This is a genomic window from Stenotrophomonas sp. YAU14D1_LEIMI4_1 (assembly GCF_003086815.1).
Classification (GTDB): domain Bacteria; phylum Pseudomonadota; class Gammaproteobacteria; order Xanthomonadales; family Xanthomonadaceae; genus Stenotrophomonas.
This window is the reverse complement of the sequence record NZ_CP025997.1, coordinates 1,903,928-1,919,871: the sequence shown is the minus strand read 5'-3', so window position 1 is coordinate 1,919,871 and position 15,944 is coordinate 1,903,928. Positions and strand designations below refer to the sequence as shown.

The 15,944-nt window shown below is 68.0% G+C and carries 14 protein-coding genes; 1 reads left to right on the top strand and 13 read right to left on the bottom strand.

Annotated features, from left to right (window positions below):
* Window positions 1-723 precede the first annotated feature (723 nt).
* Entirely contained in the window at window positions 724-3,810 is a 3,087-nt protein-coding gene (locus C1932_RS08920; RefSeq protein ID WP_108761880.1) for a TonB-dependent receptor, read from the top strand.
* 73 nt (window positions 3,811-3,883) lie between these two features.
* On the opposite strand, the gene C1932_RS08915 is transcribed toward C1932_RS08920, so the two are convergent.
* The 13 genes from C1932_RS08915 to hisG all read right to left on the bottom strand — a co-directional run bounded on the left by C1932_RS08915 (window position 3,884) and on the right by hisG (window position 15,936).
* Window positions 3,884-4,642, bottom strand: a complete 759-nt coding sequence (locus tag C1932_RS08915; protein WP_108761879.1) for a copper homeostasis protein CutC — start codon at window positions 4,640-4,642, stop codon at window positions 3,884-3,886.
* The gene (locus C1932_RS08910; protein ID WP_108761878.1) at window positions 4,639-5,637 is read right to left on the bottom strand and encodes a N(4)-(beta-N-acetylglucosaminyl)-L-asparaginase; all 999 of its coding nucleotides are present in this window, start codon (window positions 5,635-5,637) and stop codon (window positions 4,639-4,641) included. The genes C1932_RS08915 and C1932_RS08910 overlap by 4 nt, the downstream gene beginning before the upstream one ends.
* Before the next feature lie 51 nt (window positions 5,638-5,688).
* Entirely contained in the window at window positions 5,689-6,711 is a 1,023-nt protein-coding gene (locus tag C1932_RS08905) for a glucokinase (RefSeq protein WP_108761877.1), read from the bottom strand.
* A gap of 91 nt (window positions 6,712-6,802) precedes the next feature.
* Window positions 6,803-7,087 (bottom strand): hypothetical protein, encoded by a 285-nt coding sequence (locus C1932_RS08900; RefSeq protein WP_108749468.1) that lies wholly within the window; start codon window positions 7,085-7,087, stop codon window positions 6,803-6,805.
* Between the two features lie 35 nt (window positions 7,088-7,122).
* Window positions 7,123-8,712, bottom strand: a complete 1,590-nt coding sequence (locus C1932_RS08895; RefSeq protein WP_108761876.1) for a calcineurin-like phosphoesterase family protein — start codon at window positions 8,710-8,712, stop codon at window positions 7,123-7,125.
* Window positions 8,713-8,861: 149 nt separating this feature from the next.
* Window positions 8,862-9,482 carry a bifunctional phosphoribosyl-AMP cyclohydrolase/phosphoribosyl-ATP diphosphatase HisIE gene (gene hisIE / locus C1932_RS08890; protein ID WP_108761875.1) on the bottom strand — a complete coding sequence of 207 codons (621 nt, stop codon included), beginning with the start codon at window positions 9,480-9,482 and terminating at the stop codon, window positions 8,862-8,864.
* Complete coding sequence (gene hisF / locus C1932_RS08885) at window positions 9,472-10,248, bottom strand: imidazole glycerol phosphate synthase subunit HisF (protein WP_108752948.1); 777 nt, start codon at window positions 10,246-10,248, stop codon at window positions 9,472-9,474. The genes hisIE and hisF overlap by 11 nt, the downstream gene beginning before the upstream one ends.
* Window positions 10,242-10,976 carry a 1-(5-phosphoribosyl)-5-[(5-phosphoribosylamino)methylideneamino]imidazole-4-carboxamide isomerase gene (gene hisA / locus C1932_RS08880; RefSeq protein ID WP_108761874.1) on the bottom strand — a complete coding sequence of 245 codons (735 nt, stop codon included), beginning with the start codon at window positions 10,974-10,976 and terminating at the stop codon, window positions 10,242-10,244. The genes hisF and hisA overlap by 7 nt, the downstream gene beginning before the upstream one ends.
* The gene (gene hisH, locus C1932_RS08875) at window positions 10,973-11,575 is read right to left on the bottom strand and encodes an imidazole glycerol phosphate synthase subunit HisH (RefSeq protein WP_108749463.1); all 603 of its coding nucleotides are present in this window, start codon (window positions 11,573-11,575) and stop codon (window positions 10,973-10,975) included. Before hisH ends, hisA begins: the two co-directional genes overlap by 4 nt.
* Window positions 11,572-12,645 (bottom strand): bifunctional histidinol-phosphatase/imidazoleglycerol-phosphate dehydratase HisB, encoded by a 1,074-nt coding sequence (hisB, locus tag C1932_RS08870; protein ID WP_108761873.1) that lies wholly within the window; start codon window positions 12,643-12,645, stop codon window positions 11,572-11,574. Before hisB ends, hisH begins: the two co-directional genes overlap by 4 nt.
* Window positions 12,642-13,736 (bottom strand): histidinol-phosphate transaminase, encoded by a 1,095-nt coding sequence (gene hisC / locus C1932_RS08865; protein ID WP_108761872.1) that lies wholly within the window; start codon window positions 13,734-13,736, stop codon window positions 12,642-12,644. Before hisC ends, hisB begins: the two co-directional genes overlap by 4 nt.
* Entirely contained in the window at window positions 13,733-15,028 is a 1,296-nt protein-coding gene (gene hisD / locus C1932_RS08860) for a histidinol dehydrogenase (protein WP_108761871.1), read from the bottom strand. The genes hisC and hisD overlap by 4 nt, the downstream gene beginning before the upstream one ends.
* The gene (gene hisG / locus C1932_RS08855; RefSeq protein ID WP_108752942.1) at window positions 15,025-15,936 is read right to left on the bottom strand and encodes an ATP phosphoribosyltransferase; all 912 of its coding nucleotides are present in this window, start codon (window positions 15,934-15,936) and stop codon (window positions 15,025-15,027) included. The genes hisD and hisG overlap by 4 nt, the downstream gene beginning before the upstream one ends.
* Window positions 15,937-15,944 lie beyond the last annotated feature (8 nt).

Here is a 15,944-nt window from a genome sequence, read left to right as displayed (position 1 = left end):
CCCCACACCGCCCCGCCTCTGACGGTTCCCCGCGATTTGTCGGGCCAGGCGGGGTCGGATCCCGTTGCTGCGCAACGGGCTCCGACCCCAGATTGATTTCGATGTCTGACAGATTCATCCACGCATGGCGTGGATCTACTGGCCGCCGGCCAACTGGATGTATCCATTCGATACCCGACAGATGTGTCGACCAAGGTCGACACCTACCAACAGCCGCGTGAACCTGTCGAGGGCGGGGCGGTGTCGGATTGCGGGGTGTCAGCCGCATGGATGCGGCTGCCAAGCCTACAAGGACGTACTTGCGGCGTCCCCGCAATCCGACACCGCCCCGCCAACCCACGGATAGCCCGCTTTTGAAGTTGACGTTGCCGTTGCTCCAGGCGGGTGCAGGGCTGCAAGCCCTGCCGAACAACCCCCACCCCTTTGCGCATGTAAACGATTCCAGTGTGTTTCAGCGAAACATCATTCGGCCGACACGTCCCTGCAATATTGCGCAGCAGCATGCGCAGACCCTCTGGCCATGCTAAAAATCGCCCCGCCATCGCTTAGATCGATCCAAGCGGATCCCGTGGGATGGCCCGGCGTTGGGGACCGGCACCAGATGTACCGAACACCAGCGCGCCGCCCCAGGCAGCCGCGCGGCATCAGCAAAATCGGCACCGCAGATTAGATCGATTCAAGTTTCCGCGTCAGTCACCGGATCAATCCATGAGAGAGGGAGAGATGGCAATCAAGCATTCAACTCGTACGCACGGCCGCGACGCCTTGTCGTTCGCCGTCGCACTGGCCCTGGCCGCAGCCGTTGCGCCGACCGGCGCCGCTGCCCAGCAGGCCAGCGCACAACCGACCACCGGCAGCGCCGACGCCACCACGCTGGACAGCGTGCAGGTCACCGGCTACCGCTATGCGATCGAGAAGAGCCTGCAGCAGAAGCGCGACGCCAACGCCGTGGTCGAAGTGATCACCGCCGAAGACGTCGGCAAGTTCCCCGACAAGAACGTTGCCGACTCGCTGCAGCGCGTGCCCGGCGTGGTCATCACCCGTGACGGCGGCGAAGGCAAGAGCGTCAGCGTGCGCGGCCTCGACCCCGACCTGACCCTGACCCAGTTGAACGGCAACTACATCGCCACCTCCGAAACCAATGACGAGGCCAGCCGTTCGTTCAACTACACCCTGCTGCCGTCGAACATGCTGTCCAGCGCCGAGCTGTTCAAATCGCCAGAAGCGCGCATCGACGAAGGCGGCATCGGCGGCACGGTCATCCTGCACACCCGCCGCCCGCTGGAAATGGAATCCAACTCCGGCTACGTGACCCTGGAAGGCGTCTCCTCCGACACCCACCAGGATGTCGACCCGCAGGCGTCGGCGCTGTACTCGTGGCACAGCAAGGACGAGCGCTTCGGTGTGCTGGTGGGCGTGACCCAGCAGAAGCGCACCAGCCGCACCATGGAAGTGACCACCGAGAACTACCAGTGGTACGGCACCGATGTCGATGCCCGTGATGTCAACGGCAACGCCCTCACCCAGGGCGGCATCAACTACTGGTGGGGCAACTCCGGCTTCAACGACCAGTTCGGCCGCAACTACAGCGACTTCTTCATGCCCACCTCGGTGAACTTCGCGGTGAAGGAAGAGAAGCGCGAGCGCAAGGGTGGCCAGCTGACGTTCCAGTTCAAGCCGGTCGACAACCTGACCCTGACCGCCAACTACTTCCGCTTCCAGCTGGACGGCGACTACACGCAGAACATGCTGAAGGTGCCCGAGTGGAACATGGCGCGCTACAACGGTGACGGCAACTGGGCCGGCGGCCGCCTGCTCAACGGCCTCAGCTTCGACCCCAGTGGCACGGTGGTCACCGGCGCACAGTTCGAAAAGCTGGCTGGCAAGACCTACTACTGCAGCGAAGACGAAGCCGCTGCCGCCGGCCTGGCCCCGGGTGGCTGGGGCCCGGATGACTGCACCATTCCCACCCCGCAGCTGACCGGTGGCTACAGCCGCGAAAAGGCGCTCTCGCAGACCGCCGACCTGACCATCGACTGGGACATCAGCCCGCTGTGGAAGGCCTCCTTCAGCGGTGGCCGCACCTGGTCCGAGGGTGGCCCGTCGATGAACTTCCGCATGTCGGCCAAGCCGCGCCGCCGCGTCAACGGCGTGTGGGAATCGGGCAACCAATACACCGCGTGGGACCTGACCGGCACCCCGTCGCTGACCGTCTCGCCGAACCTGCAGGAGGTGCTGATGAATGGCATCGCCGAGGTCGACACCGGCTCGACCGATTCGTCGTGGATGCAGACCGAGGTAGAGCAGAACCACTTCCAGGCCGATGTCACCAAGATGTTCGAAAGCGGCTGGCTGGACTCGATCCAGTTCGGCGCCAAGTACCGTGATGGCAAGGTCCACCGCAACACCGGCAACACCTACTGGGTGTGCCAGGGCGCCGACCCGGCCGACTATGACAGCCGCTATCAGGCCGGCTGTGACAACACCGCCGGCATCGCCCAGCCCGGTTTCTTCCTGTCCAACCCGATCAGCGGCATCGCCGGTGGTTTCAACGCGAATGTATTCCCGGGCATCAACTTCCCGTCCTACATCGACTACCTGAACTCCACCTATGGTTCGTCGCATAACCGCGTTGAGGACGACTTCGTCTACAACGTCAACGAGAAGATCTATTCCGGTTACTTCCAGGCCAACTTCCGTACCGAGCGCCTGCGCGGCAACGTCGGCGTGCGCGTGGTGCGCACCAAGCAGTTCGCCCAGTCCAGCGACTCGATCGAACGCTTCAACGATTACTTCCTGGACAACGCCTCTGGCGCGCCGATGTCCTGCGACGATCCGGCGGCAGCCGCCTTCCCGACCTATGGTTGCGAAAGCGGCTTCGTGCGCCTGCCCGATGCCCTGGCACGCGAGAAGAGCTACGAGCTGATCGGTTCGGACCGCACCTACACCGACGTGTTGCCCAGCTTCAACATCGCCTGGGACATCACCGACAACCTGGTGCTGCGTGGCGCCGCGTCGAAGGTGGTGGCACGGCCGAGCTACACCAGCATCGCCGCACCCGGCAGCCTAAGCTACTACAGCCCCGAGTACGTCAATGACCGCCGCGTTGCCGGCGGTGCGCCGACCGAAGGCTGGGCCGGCAGCGGCAGCAACAAGAACCTGGAAGCCTTCGAAGCGACCCAGTACGACCTGGGCGTGGAGTGGTACTTCATGCCGGGCGCGGTCGCCGGCGTCGGCCTGTTCCGCAAGGACATCAGCAACTTCACCGTGCCGATCGTGCGTGACGTGCAGATGGAAGTCGGTGGCGAAATGGTGACGGTGCAGAACTACAGCACCCAGGCCAATGGCCGCGATGCAGTGTCGCAGGGCGTGGAACTGTACGGCCAGTACACCTTCGACTTCGGCCTGGGCGTGCAGGCCAACTACACCTACAACGACACCAACCTGGCCTCGATCGAGCTCAATGGCGAGAACCTGGGTGCATCGCCGCTGGTGGGCAGCGCCAAGAACCAGGCCAACCTGACGGTGTTCTACGAAACCGATCGGTTCCTGGCCCGCGCCTCGTACAACCGCCGTGGTGAAGTGGTCGGCGGCCTGGTCAACGGCATGACCCAGTACACCGAGCCGTACGACCAGCTGGATCTGAACGTGGCCTACAACTTCACCGAAGCGCTGACCTTCACCGCCTCGGTGCTCAACGCCACCAAGTCGGAACAGCGCATCTACCTGGGCAACGACACCCAGTCGCGCCTGATCTCCAACCTGTACTCGGGCCGTCAGATCTACTTCGGCGCGACCTACAAGTTCTAAGCGCTACCGGGGTCGGAGCCCTTCTGCGAAGGGATCCGACCCCGTTCAACGGTCCTCCACGGCAGCTGCGCTTTCACAGGTGGCTGCCGTTTTTGTGTGCCGCGCCGTCCAACGCCTTGCGCAATGCCGCCACGGTGGCGGTACTGGTCTGGTGCCAGTCCGGGTCCAGCCCGCGCAGCAGCGGGTTCTGGAACTGCATGGCCGAACGCCGCAGGCCCTTGGCCGATGCATGCAGTTCGCTGCAGCCGGTCAACCGCGCGATCCTGGCGATGTTGGCCGGGCCGATCCCTGCGCCCGCCATCACGCGGATGCGCCCTGCCGCCTGCGTCACCAGCGCGGCCAGCATGCTGCTGCCGGCTTCGGCGCTCACCTGCCCGCCCGAACTCAGCACCCGCGTGCAGCCCAGCTCGATCACCTGTTCCAGTGCAGACGGCAGCTCACGCGCAGCATCGAACGCGCGATGGAAGGTGACCTGCAACGGCCCTGCAGCCTGCACCAGTTCACGGCACAGCGGCATGTCGATGCCACCGTGCATATCCAGCGCACCGATCACCACGCCATCGCAGCCCAGCGCACGGCACTGCGCGATGTCGCGCAGCATCAGCTCGGTTTCCAGCGCGTCGTAATGGAAGTCGCCCGGGCGCGGCCGCACCAGCACGAACAAGGGAATCTGCAGGCGCTCGCGCGCGATGGCGATGCTGGCGAACGATGGCGTGGTGCCGCCCTCGCCCAGGTTGTCGAACAGCTCGATGCGGTCGGCGCCACCGGCCTGCGCCGCCAGCGCAGATGCCAGTGAGTTGCTGGCGATCTCCAGCGTCAGCGCGGCGCTCACGTCTGGCTGCTCGTGTAGATCGACGGCGAATCGCGCAGGTCGTCCTGGCGCTGGCCATCGCATACCGCATAGACGAAGCCCCGATGCAGGGCGTACGCGCCCACCTCGCCCTGTTTGTTCATCGCCAGGAAGCACACCTGCAGTGTGCGGCTGGCTTCGGGGCGCTTGCGCACCACCCGGTCGATCGCTTCACGGCAGGCCTGCGCAGGCGTGCGGCCCTGCCGCATCAGCTCCACCACCAGGAACGAGGCGGCGTTGCGGATCATCTCCTCGCCCACGCCCGAGGCGGTGGCGGCGCCCACCTCGTTGTCCACGTACAGGCCGGCACCGATGATCGGGCTGTCGCCGACCCGGCCGTGCAGCTTCCAGGCCATGCCGCTGGTGGTGCAGGCGCCGGCAAGATGCCCCTTGGCGTCCAGCGCCAGCATGCCGATGGTGTCGTGGTTGTCGCTGTTGCCGGGGATGCCACGGCGCTCGGCGTTGATCTGCGGCTGGTACTGCTCGGTCTTCAACCATTCGCGCCAGGCCGCCTCGGCCTGCGGGGTGAGCAGCCGCTTGCGCTCGAAGCCCTGTTGCACGGCGAACCGCTGGGCACCGTCGCCCACCAGCAATAGATGCGGGCTGTTTTCCATCACCTTGCGTGCCACCGACACCGGGTGCGCGATGTCCACCAGGGCAGCCACCGCGCCGCAGCGGCCATCGCCATCCATGATGCTGGCATCCAGGCTCAATACCCCGTCGCGATCGGGGTTGCCGCAATGGCCGACGGTGGGATTGCACAGTTCGCTTTCGGCCCAGCGTGCGCCGGCTTCCACCGCGTCCAGCGCGCTGCCGCCCTGGCCCAGTACCTTCCACGCGGCCTGGTTGGCCGGCACGCCGAAGTCCCACGTTGAAACGACCTTCGCCCCGCCCTGCGTGCGCGCCTGCACGCCCGGCAAGGCGGCCATGCATGCGGCCAATGCACCGGCCTGCAGGAACTGCCTGCGATCCACCATGTTGCCCTCCCCTTGCAGAAAGCGATGCCGGCCGCGGGCCGGCTGCGTGATTCAGCCCCCGCGCGGCAGCCGCGCCGCGTGCCAGACGGCCGCGCCGAGCACGCCCAGCTGGCCATGTTCCACCCGCCACACCGGCACCTGGCGCAGCACATCGGCCAGCACGCCCTTGTTGAGGAAGCGGTCGCGGAAACGCCCGTCGGCCAGGAAATCCTGCACGTGGGCGGAAATGCCGCCGGCCAGGTACACCGAGCGCGCGCCTACGGCAATGGCCGCATCGCCCGCCAGGCTGCCCAGCCACGCGCAGAACACCTGCAGGGTTTCCACCGCCACCGCATCCTCGCCGCTGCGCGCGGCGCCTATCAGCGCTTCGGTGGTCGACCACTGCGGTGCAACCCCGCGCAGTTCGCACAGGCACGGGTACAGGTTCAGCAGCCCGCTGCCGGACAGCACCCGTTCGTTGTCCACGTGCGGCCAGCGCTGCAGCAGCTTGGCCAGCACCTGCAGTTCCAGCGCGGTGCCAGCCCCCAGCGCGGCGTGGCCCAGTTCACTGGCCAGCACCGGGCGGTCGCCATCGGCAAAGCGCAGCGCTGCGCCCAGGCCGGTGCCCGCGCCCAGCACCAGCGCCGGGAACGCCTGCGCCGGGTCGCCCGGGCCGTTCAGCGGCACCAGCGTTTCCGGCTGCAGGTAGGGCACGGCCAGGGCCACGGCCTCGAAATCATTGATCAGCTGCAGTTCGCCCAGGCCGGACTGCGCGCGGGTGGCCGACAGTGAAACGGTCCACGGCAGGTTGGCGTTGATCAGCACATCGCCATCAAGCACGCCGGCAATGGCCACCACCGCGCTGTGCGCGGGCGGGTCCAGGCTGGCACTGAAGTCGGCCAGGATCGCTGCCAGGCTGGCGTGGTCGGCGCAGGCATAGGTGCGATAGCCGCCCAGGCGCGGGGTCTGGCCAGGCACCAGATGGGCCACCGCGACACGGGCGAAGGTGCCACCCACATCGGCCACTACCACGCTGTGCGAAACGCCGGCGCCGCTGGCGTCGGAGGAAGACGGGTCTACTGCTGCGACGTTCACACGGGCCTGCTTGAATCGACGGATCGGCGTCGATTCTCGGGCATCCCAGCGGCTTTGCCAACGCTGCGGCAATGCCCCGCCCGGCAGCGGCTTACATGCCTTCCTGCTCGGCCACCTGCACGCCGTCCACCAGCACGCGCAGGCGCTGCGGGCGGAAGCCGGCAAACAGCAGCGGCCGGGTGCGTTCCACCAGCACCTGGTGGCCGGCGATATGGCGCAGCCAGGACTGCACCAGCGAGAACGAAAAATGCGTGCCCGGGTGCAGCGGGTGCTGCACCCACACCGTTTCGCTGGCACTGCGCAGCTGCATGGCACCACTGAACCAGTGGCGGCTGAGGGTGACCGGCGTGGTGCCGGCCATGAAGCGGATTTCCATGGCGCGTCCTTTCGTCGTGGCAACCGCCCGCCCGGTCAGGGCTGGGCGGTCTGCAGGCTGTAACTGGTGGTGGCGGTGAACACCGCACCGTCCGGCTGGGTGGAGCGTACCTCCACCTTGTGGCTGCCGACCGCCAGCCCGGTGGGCAGCGCGCCACGCCACAGGTGCGGCGAGGCGGTGGCTTCCGGCGAACGGTCATAGCCGCGCAGGGTGCTGGCCAGATCGTCGGCCACGTTCTCCACCAGCAGGCGCGGGTCGGGCTGGCTGACCTGCTTCATGGGCTGCCACGGGCCACCATCCACGCGGTACTCCACCACGCTGGCGTCCTCGCCCATGTACACGTTGGCGTACACGCCCCACGCCGGGTAGGCACCCTGGCGCAGCACCTTGGGCGCGTGCAGGCCGATCTGCTCGCTGGCCGCGGCACCGGCCACGCGGTACTGCAGGCGGTAGCTGCCGTTGCCGGCCACATCCAGCAGCGCGTAGCCCTTGGGCGTGCCATCGCTCATGGTGCTGTCCGGCACGCCGGCAGCATTCTTCACCCCGGACCAGAACGCGCCGCAGTTGGCGCCCACGTTGTATTCGTGCAGCGGCTTGTCGCCCTGCCAGCCTTCGGCCTTGCCGTGGTAGACGTGCTGCTGGGTGTGGCTGTGCCCACTCAGCACCAGCACATTGCGGAACGGCTTGAGCAGATCGAACAGGCGCTGGCGGTCGGCGTGGCGGAAGGTCTCGCGCCCCGGTGCGGCATCGAACAGCGGAATGTGCATGCCCAGCACCAGCAGGCGGTCCTTGTGCAGGCCCTGCAGGTACGCGGCCAGGAAGGCGAACTGGTCCTCACGCAGGCCGCCCACGTACTTCGGTTTGGCGTTGGGGTCGTACACCACGTCGTCCAGGAACACGAAGCTGGCACCGCCCTCTTCCACCGCGTAGGTGTCCGGGCCGTAGATGTTGCGCCAGCTGTCCAGCGAGTGGTCATCGTTGGCGGCGTCGAAATCCAGGTCGTGGTTGCCGGGCACATGGAACCACGGCACGCCCAGTTCGGTGGTCACCTTGTTGATGGCCGGGTACAGGGTCAGGTCGTCATTGACGATGTCACCCAGGGTGGTGCCCAGCCGCGCCTTGGTCTGCCCCACCAGCGGTTTGACGATCGACTGCTGGTAGTAGCCGATGTCCTGCGTGGTGGCGGTCTGCGAATCGGTGAACACCAGCATCTGGAAGCCGCGCCGGCTGTCGTGGCGATCGGCCTGCAGGGCGAAATCCCAACTGCGGGCGGCATCACCGGTGGCGGCGATGCCACCGTACTTCAGGGCCGGCGAGCCGTTGGGGCGGTAGTGCCGCCAGAACGACGGCAGTCCGTCGGCCGCCTTCGGGAAGGAATAGGCATCGGGCTTGATGACGAACACCGTCTGGCCGTCGCGCACCGGCAGGCTGTAGCTGCCATCGGCGGCGGTCTTGACGATGGTCTCGCCGTTGGACACCTGCACGCCGGCCAGGCCGGGATCGGTGGCACCGCGCCCGGGCTTACCGTCGCGCTCCAGGTAGACCTTGCCGCTCACCACGGTATCGGCGGCCCATGCCGGCGAAGTAAGCAACAGGCAGCACAGCCAGGCGGCAGGCAGTTTCATGGGGGCAGTCCGGGGGCAGAGAGACCCCCTATTGTAGGTGCGGACCGTTGGTCCGCACACCACTATCTGTCGCCCTTGTAGAGTCGAGCCATGCTCGACTGCATTGGCCACAACAGTCGAGCAAGCTCGACTCTACGGGTGGGTGCGGATCACCGGTGGCGCTGTTCCAGCACCGCCCGCGCATCATCCAGCGACAAGCCGCGCGCGCGCAGCAGCACCAGCAGGTGGTACAGCAGGTCGGCGGCCTCGCCCAGCAATGCCTCATCGTCCTGAGCCACGGCCGCCAGCGCGGTTTCCACGCCCTCCTCGCCCACCTTCTGCGCAATGCGGCGGATGCCGCCCTCGAACAGCGAAGTGGTGTAGCTGCCCGGCGGTCGCTGCGCATCGCGCACGGCCACCAGCTGGCCCAGCCCGCCCAGGAAGTCCTTGGGTGCGCCGTCGAAGCAGCTCTCCGCGCCGGTGTGGCAGGTCGGGCCGGCCGGCCGCGCCAGCACCAGCACGGTGTCGGCATCACAATCGACGCTGATCGACTGCACCGCCAGCACATGGCCGGACTGCTCGCCCTTGGTCCACAGGCGCTGCTTGCTGCGGCTGTAGAAGGTCATGTGGCCGGTCACCTGGGTGATATGCAGCGATTCGGCATTCACATAGCCCAGCATCAGCACCTGCAGCGTATCGGCGTCCTGCACCACCGCCGGCAGCAGGCCATCGCCCTTGGCCCAGTCCAGGGTTTCCAGCGCCTGCGGCGAGGGGCGTACTTCAATAGACATCTCGAACCTCGATCTGTTGCTCGCGCAGGTAGCGCTTCAAATCTGCAATGGCAATGGCGCCGCTGTGGAACACGCTGGCGGCCAGTGCACCGTCCACGTCGGCCTGGTCGAAGGCCTGGGCGAAGTGCTCCATCGCACCGGCACCACCGGAGGCAATCAGCGGCACGTTGCACACCGCACGCGCCTGGCGCAGCTGCGCCACGTCGTAGCCACGGCGCACACCGTCGCTGTCCATGCAGTTCAGCACGATTTCACCGGCACCGCGGCGCTGTGCGTCCACGATCCAGTCCAGGGTGCGCAACGGCACCGCCTGGGTCTTGCTGGGGTCACCGGTGAAGCGGCGCACGCGCCACTCGCCATCGGCCTCGCGCACCGAATCCACGCCGACCACCACGCACTGCACGCCGAATTCGTCGGCCAGTTCGGTGATCAGCTCGGGGCGGCCCAGCGCCGGCGAGTTGATCGAGATCTTGTCGGCACCGGCAAACAGCACACGGCGTGCGGTTTCCACGCTGTCGATGCCACCGGCCACGCAGAACGGAATGTCGATCAGGCGCGCGATGCGCTCGATCCAGCCCACGTCCACCGAACGTGCTTCCGGGCTGGCACCGATGTCATAGAACACCAGTTCGTCGGCACCCTGGTCGCGGTAGCGCTGGGCCAGTTCGGCGATATCGCCCATGTCCACGTGGTCGCGGAAGCGCACGCCCTTGACCACGCGGCCATCGCGCACGTCCAGGCAGGGAATGATGCGGCGGCTCAACATGCCAGTGCCTCGCCCAGGTCCATGCGCTGCTCCAGCAGGGCCTTGCCCAGGATCGCGCCACCACAGCCGGCCGCGCGTGCCTCGGCCACGTCGGCCACGCTGCGGATGCCACCGGACGCCTGCACGGCCACGCCCGGCAACAGCGCCGCAAGATGCGCGTACAGGCTGATGTTCGGGCCGGCCAGCATGCCATCACGGGCAATGTCGGTGCACAGCAGGTGGGCCATGCCCGCCTGCGCATAACGCTGCGCCAACGCATCCAGGGTGACCCCGGCGTTTTCGGTCCAGCCATGCACCGGCAGCTGCCACTGGCCCTGCGCATCCTGGCGCGCGTCCAGGGCGATGGTCAGGCGCTGCGGACCGAACTCGGCCAGCCAGGCGATCACGGTGTCCGGTTCGCGCACGGCCAGCGAACCGACCACCACGCGGCCAGCGCCGGCATCGAGGATGCGCGCCACGTCGTCGCGGCCGCGCACGCCGCCGCCGGTCTGCACCTGCAGCGAGGTCTGCGCGCGGATCGCCGCCAGCAGGGGTGCCAAGGTGTAACCGCCCGCTCGCGCCGCATCCAGATCGACCAGGTGCATCCACTGCGCGCCCTGCGCGGCAAAGGCCTGCGCGCGCGGCAGCGGATCGTCGCCGTAATGGGTTTCCTGCGCATAGTCGCCCTGGCGCAGCCGCACCACGCGGCCATCACGGATATCCAGCGCGGGGTAGACGGTGAAGCTCATGCAGCGGTGCCCTCAAGGAAATTGCGCAACATCTGCGATCCGGTCTCGCCGGAACGCTCGGGGTGGAACTGGGCGCCGAAGTAGCGGCCCTGCTCCACCACGGCGGTGAACAGGCCGCCGTGATCGCAGGCGGCCACGGTGTGGGTGTTCAGCGGTGCCGCATAGCTGTGCACGAAGTATGCGCTGGCACGCTCGGGCACGCCCTGCAGCAGGGTCGATTCGCGCAGCGGCAGCAGCCGGTTCCAGCCCATGTGCGGCACGCGGATCCCACACGCTGGCACCAGCTTGCGCACCACACCGGGAATCAGGCCCAGGGTGTCCACGCCTGCTTCTTCGGAACGATCAAACAGCAGCTGCATGCCCAGGCAGATGCCCATCAACGGCACCTCCAGGCGCCGCAGCGGTTCCACCAGGCCCTGCGCGTGCAGGCGCTGCATGCCCGGTGCGGCCGCGCCCACGCCGGGCAGGATCACCCGCTGCGCACCGGCCAGGCCTTCGGCATCACGCACCAGCCGCACCCGCGCGCCCAGGCGTTCCAGTGCGTAGCGCACCGAGCCCAGGTTGGCACCGCCGGCATCGATCAGCGCAACTTCGCTCACAGCGCCCCCTTGGTGCTGGGCAACGCCGTGCCCTGGCGGGCCAGCGCCGGGCGCAGCGCACGGGCCAACGCCTTGAAGCAGGCCTCGACCTTGTGGTGGTCGTTGTCACCGCGCACCTGCAGGTTCAGGTTCAAACCGCTGGCATCGCACAGCGAACGGAAGAAGTGCGGTACCAGCTCGGTGGGCATGTCACCCACGCGCTCGCGCTTGAACTCACCTTCGAACACGAAGTACGGCCGGCCGCTGAAATCCAGCGCGGCACTGGCCAGGGTCTCGTCCATCGGCAGGGTGAAGCCATAGCGGCCGATGCCGCGCTTGTCGCCCAGTGCTTCGCGCAGCGCCTGGCCCAGCGCCAGGCCGGTGTCCTCGATGGTGTGGTGCTCGTCGATGTGCAGGTCACCCTCGGCCCGGATGTCCAAGGCGAAACCGCCGTGCTTGCCGATCTGTTCCAGCATGTGGTCGAAGAACGGCAGGCCGGTGGCGATGTGCGCGTCCCCGGCCCGGTCCAGGTCCAGTTCAACGCGGACCTTCGTTTCCTTGGTGTTGCGCTGCACCACGGCGGTACGCGGCGCATCGGCCAGCGCGTGGGCGATGCCGGGCCAGTCCCACTCGCCGCCGAACTGCTCGGTACGCAGCTGGAAACCGCGGATGTTGAGGTTCTCGGCGAACTGCACGTCGGTGATGCGATCACCCACCATGGCCGAACGCGCCCAGTCGATGCTGCGGTCCTGCAGGTAGGCGGTCATCAGGCCGATGGCCGGCTTGCGCGTGGGCGCATTGTCCTGCGGCCAGCTGCAGTCGATCAGCACGTCACGGAACACGATGCCCTGGCTTGCGAAGATCTGCAGCATCAGGTCGTTGGGGCCATCGAAGCTGGTGCGCGGGTATGCCTCGCTGCCCAGGCCATCCTGGTTGGTGACGATGACGAACTGGTAGCCGGCATCGCGCAGCTTCAGCAGCGCCGGAATAACCTGCGGCACGAAGCGCAGCTTCTCGTAGGCGTCGATCTGGAAGTCGGCCGGCTCCTCGATGAGGGTGCCGTCGCGATCGATGAACAGAATGGGGATCATGCAGCGGCCCTCCGAGCCGACAGGGCCGCGAGCACGCGGTCGTTCTCTTCGCGCGTGCCAATGCTGATGCGCAGTGCATCGCCCAGCTGCGGCGCGGCGCGCTGGTCACGCACCACCACGCCGGCCGCCAGCAGGGCGTCGAATGCGGCCTGCGCATCGCCAAAGCGCACCAGCAGGTAATTGCCGGACGAGGGGTACACGCGGCGCACGCCGGGCAGGCCCGGCAATGCCGCAAACAGGCGTTCACGTTCGGCAATGACGGTGGCCACGCGTTCGGCGGTGCGCGCCAGCGCCGCCGGCTGCAGCGCCTGCACGGCCAGTTCCGCGCACGGCGTCGGCACCGGATACGGGGCCTGGCAACGGCGCAGCACGGCAATCAATTCCGGCGCGGCAATCAGCGTGCCGATACGGGCCGCGGCCAGAGCATGCGCCTTGGACAGCGTGCGCAGCACCGCCACGTTGGCGTGCGCGGCCAGCAGCGTGGTGGCTGACGGGCGCTGTGCGAATTCCACGTAGGCCTCGTCCACCACCACCAGGGCCTGCCCACGCAACGCCGTGGCCACACGTTCGATCCCGGCCAGGCTGATATCGCTGCCGGCCGGGTTGGACGGTGCGCACAGGAACAGCAGCTTGGCGCCCTGCTGCTGCGCGGCGCTGATGACAGCATCCAGATCGGCGTGCAGACCCTCGGCCGAATCCACCAGCGGCACGTCGATCAGCGCGGCGCCCTGCAGGCGCGCGCACACCGCGTACATGCCAAATACCGGCGAGGTAACCAGTACACCGTCGCGACCGGGCACGCACAGCGCGCGCACAAGCAGATCGATCGCCTCGTCGCTGCCACGGCCGATCAGCAGCTGCTGCGGCTGCACGCCGTACAGCGCGGCCAGACCCTCGCGCAATGCAAGCGGTTGCGGTTCGGGATAGCGGCGGCTGCTGCCGGCGGTATCGGCAGGATTGGCCCAGGCCGACTCGTTGGCGTTCAGCCAGACATCGCCCTGCACCGCCGCGCTGCGCGCCGAGCTGTAGCCCGCGAACGCCTGCAGGTCCGGGCGCACCAGCGCCAGTACGTCATCGATGGCAGCGCTCATGCGGCGGCCTCCATGCGCACGGCCACGGCACGTTCGTGCGCGTCCAGGCCTTCGGCACTGGCGATGATGCGCGCGCAGCCACCAATCGCCGCCAGCCCGGCCGCGCTGGCACTCTGCACGCTGATCAGGTTCTGGAAACTGGCCACGCTGACGCCGCTGTAGGCACGCGCGGCACCGGCGGTGGGCAACACGTGGTTGGTGCCACTGCAGTAATCGCCCAGCGCTTCGGGTGTGTAGTCGCCCAGGAATACCGAACCGGCGGCCTGCACCTGCGGCAGCCAGTCACGCGGTTCACGCAGCGCCAGGATCAGGTGCTCGGGTGCGTAGCGGTTGCTGATGGCGAAGGCTTCGTCCAGCGCCTCGACCTGGATCAGGCGCGACGCCGACAGGGCCTGCCGCGCGATCTGCTGCCGCGGCAGCAATGCCACCTGACGCTCCACTTCGGCTTCAACGGCCGCCAGCATCGCCGCATCGTCGGTCAGCAGCAGCACCTGCGAATCGGGGCCGTGCTCGGCCTGCGACAGCAGGTCCGCCGCCACGAACGCCGGATTGGCACCGGCATCGGCGATCACCAGCACTTCCGACGGGCCGGCCGGCATGTCGATGGCGGCCGCGCCGTCCTGCGCCACCTGCTGCTTGGCCTCGGTCACGAAACTGTTGCCCGGCCCGAACAGCTTGTCGCAGGCCGGAATGCTGGCCGTGCCATAGGCCATCGCAGCGATGGCCTGGGCCCCGCCCAGCTTGAACACGCGCTGCACGCCGGTCAGCCGCGCGGCCACCAACACGGCCGGATCGGCACTGCCGTCGGCGCGCGGCGGCGTGCACAGCACCACCTGCGGGCAGCCGGCCAGTTGCGCCGGCACGCCCAGCATCAGCGCGGTGGAAGGCAGCGGCGCACTGCCGGCCGGCACGTACAGCCCTACCCGGCCGATCGGCCGCAGCATGCGTTCGCAGACCACGCCCGGCGCGGTTTCCACCGCATAGCCCTGGCCCATGCCGGCTTGGTGGAAGCGGCCGATGCGCTCGGCGGCCTCGACCATGGCCTGGCGCAGCGCCGCCGGCACGGCCGCTTCAGCGGCGGCGAATTCGTCCTCGGATACTTCGAACGACGGCAATTCAACGCCGTCGAAACGGGCGGTGATGGCACGCAGGCCGGCGTCACCTTCGGTGCGCACCTGCGCGATCAACGCAGCCACCGCATCGCGGGTCTGCTGGGCCACGGTCTGCACCGGGCGGGTCAGCGCCTCGCTGCGTGCGGTTTCATCAAGTTGCGACCAGATCAGACGATTCATGCCAGCGACCGCTCCACGCTCAACACCATCAGGCCCTGGGCGCCGGCGCGCTCCAGTTCTTCCATGCGCTGCCAGGTCAGCGGACCCGGGCACATGGTCTGCAGGCGCAATGCGCCCCCATCGGCAGGCAAACGCACCAGCGGCTCGGCATCGGCCAGCAGCTGGGCCAGTGCGTCCACCCGGTCTTCGCTGGCGCGGAACATCAACAGCTTGCGGTCCTGCTTCTGCACCACGCCATCCAGGCGGCGCAGCAGCATGCTGCGCAGGCCGGCGCGGGCATCGTCGGGCACGCGCACGGCCCCGGCCAGCACGGCCTCGCTGTCCAGCAGGTTGTGCACGGGCGTGAGCTGGTTGGCGCGCAGGGTGGCGCCACTGGAGACCAGGTCGCAGATCAGGTCGGCGGTGCCCAGGCGCGGGGCGATTTCCACCGACCCGGACAGTTCCACCACCTGCGCATCCACGCCCTGCTCGCCCAGCCACTGCTTGAGGATGGCCGGGTAGCTGGTGGCGATGCGGGTGCCGGCCAGCTGCGCCGGACCGCTCCACTGCCACTCTTCGGGCACGGCCAGCATCAGCCGGCACTGGCCGAAGCCCAGCCCGCGCAGGGCCTGATAGGCGTCGGGCAGGCCGATCTGGCGGCGCGCGGCGGCCTGTTCGTCCAGCTCGTTGCGGCCGACGATGCCCAGGTCGCACACGCCGTCGGCAATCAGGCCGGGAATGTCGTCGTCGCGCACCAGCAGCAGGTCCACCGGCAGCGATTCGCCGTAGCAGAACAGCTTGTCGCGGCTCTCGCGCCAGCTCAGGCCGCAGGCGCTGAGCAGGTTGCGGGCGGGTTCGGCCAGACGGCCGCTTTTCTGGATGGCGATGCGCAGCCGGTCACGTGCCGGCGCTGCCTGGGTTGCGCTCATGGGGGAGG

Bases quoted from the DNA above. Each gene is read 5' to 3' on its own strand.
- C1932_RS08920 (WP_108761880.1), top strand. From the start codon at position 724: ATGGCAATCAAGCATTCAACTCGTACGCACGGCCGCGACGCCTTGTCG.
- C1932_RS08910 (WP_108761878.1), bottom strand. From the start codon at position 5,637: ATGGTGGATCGCAGGCAGTTCCTGCAGGCCGGTGCATTGGCCGCATGC.
- C1932_RS08900 (WP_108749468.1), bottom strand. From the start codon at position 7,087: ATGGAAATCCGCTTCATGGCCGGCACCACGCCGGTCACCCTCAGCCGC.
- C1932_RS08895 (WP_108761876.1), bottom strand. From the start codon at position 8,712: ATGAAACTGCCTGCCGCCTGGCTGTGCTGCCTGTTGCTTACTTCGCCG.
- hisIE (WP_108761875.1), bottom strand. From the start codon at position 9,482: ATGTCTATTGAAGTACGCCCCTCGCCGCAGGCGCTGGAAACCCTGGAC.
- hisF (WP_108752948.1), bottom strand. From the start codon at position 10,248: ATGTTGAGCCGCCGCATCATTCCCTGCCTGGACGTGCGCGATGGCCGC.
- hisA (WP_108761874.1), bottom strand. From the start codon at position 10,976: ATGAGCTTCACCGTCTACCCCGCGCTGGATATCCGTGATGGCCGCGTG.
- hisB (WP_108761873.1), bottom strand. From the start codon at position 12,645: ATGATCCCCATTCTGTTCATCGATCGCGACGGCACCCTCATCGAGGAG.
- hisC (WP_108761872.1), bottom strand. From the start codon at position 13,736: ATGAGCGCTGCCATCGATGACGTACTGGCGCTGGTGCGCCCGGACCTG.
- hisD (WP_108761871.1), bottom strand. From the start codon at position 15,028: ATGAATCGTCTGATCTGGTCGCAACTTGATGAAACCGCACGCAGCGAG.
- hisG (WP_108752942.1), bottom strand. From the start codon at position 15,936: ATGAGCGCAACCCAGGCAGCGCCGGCACGTGACCGGCTGCGCATCGCC.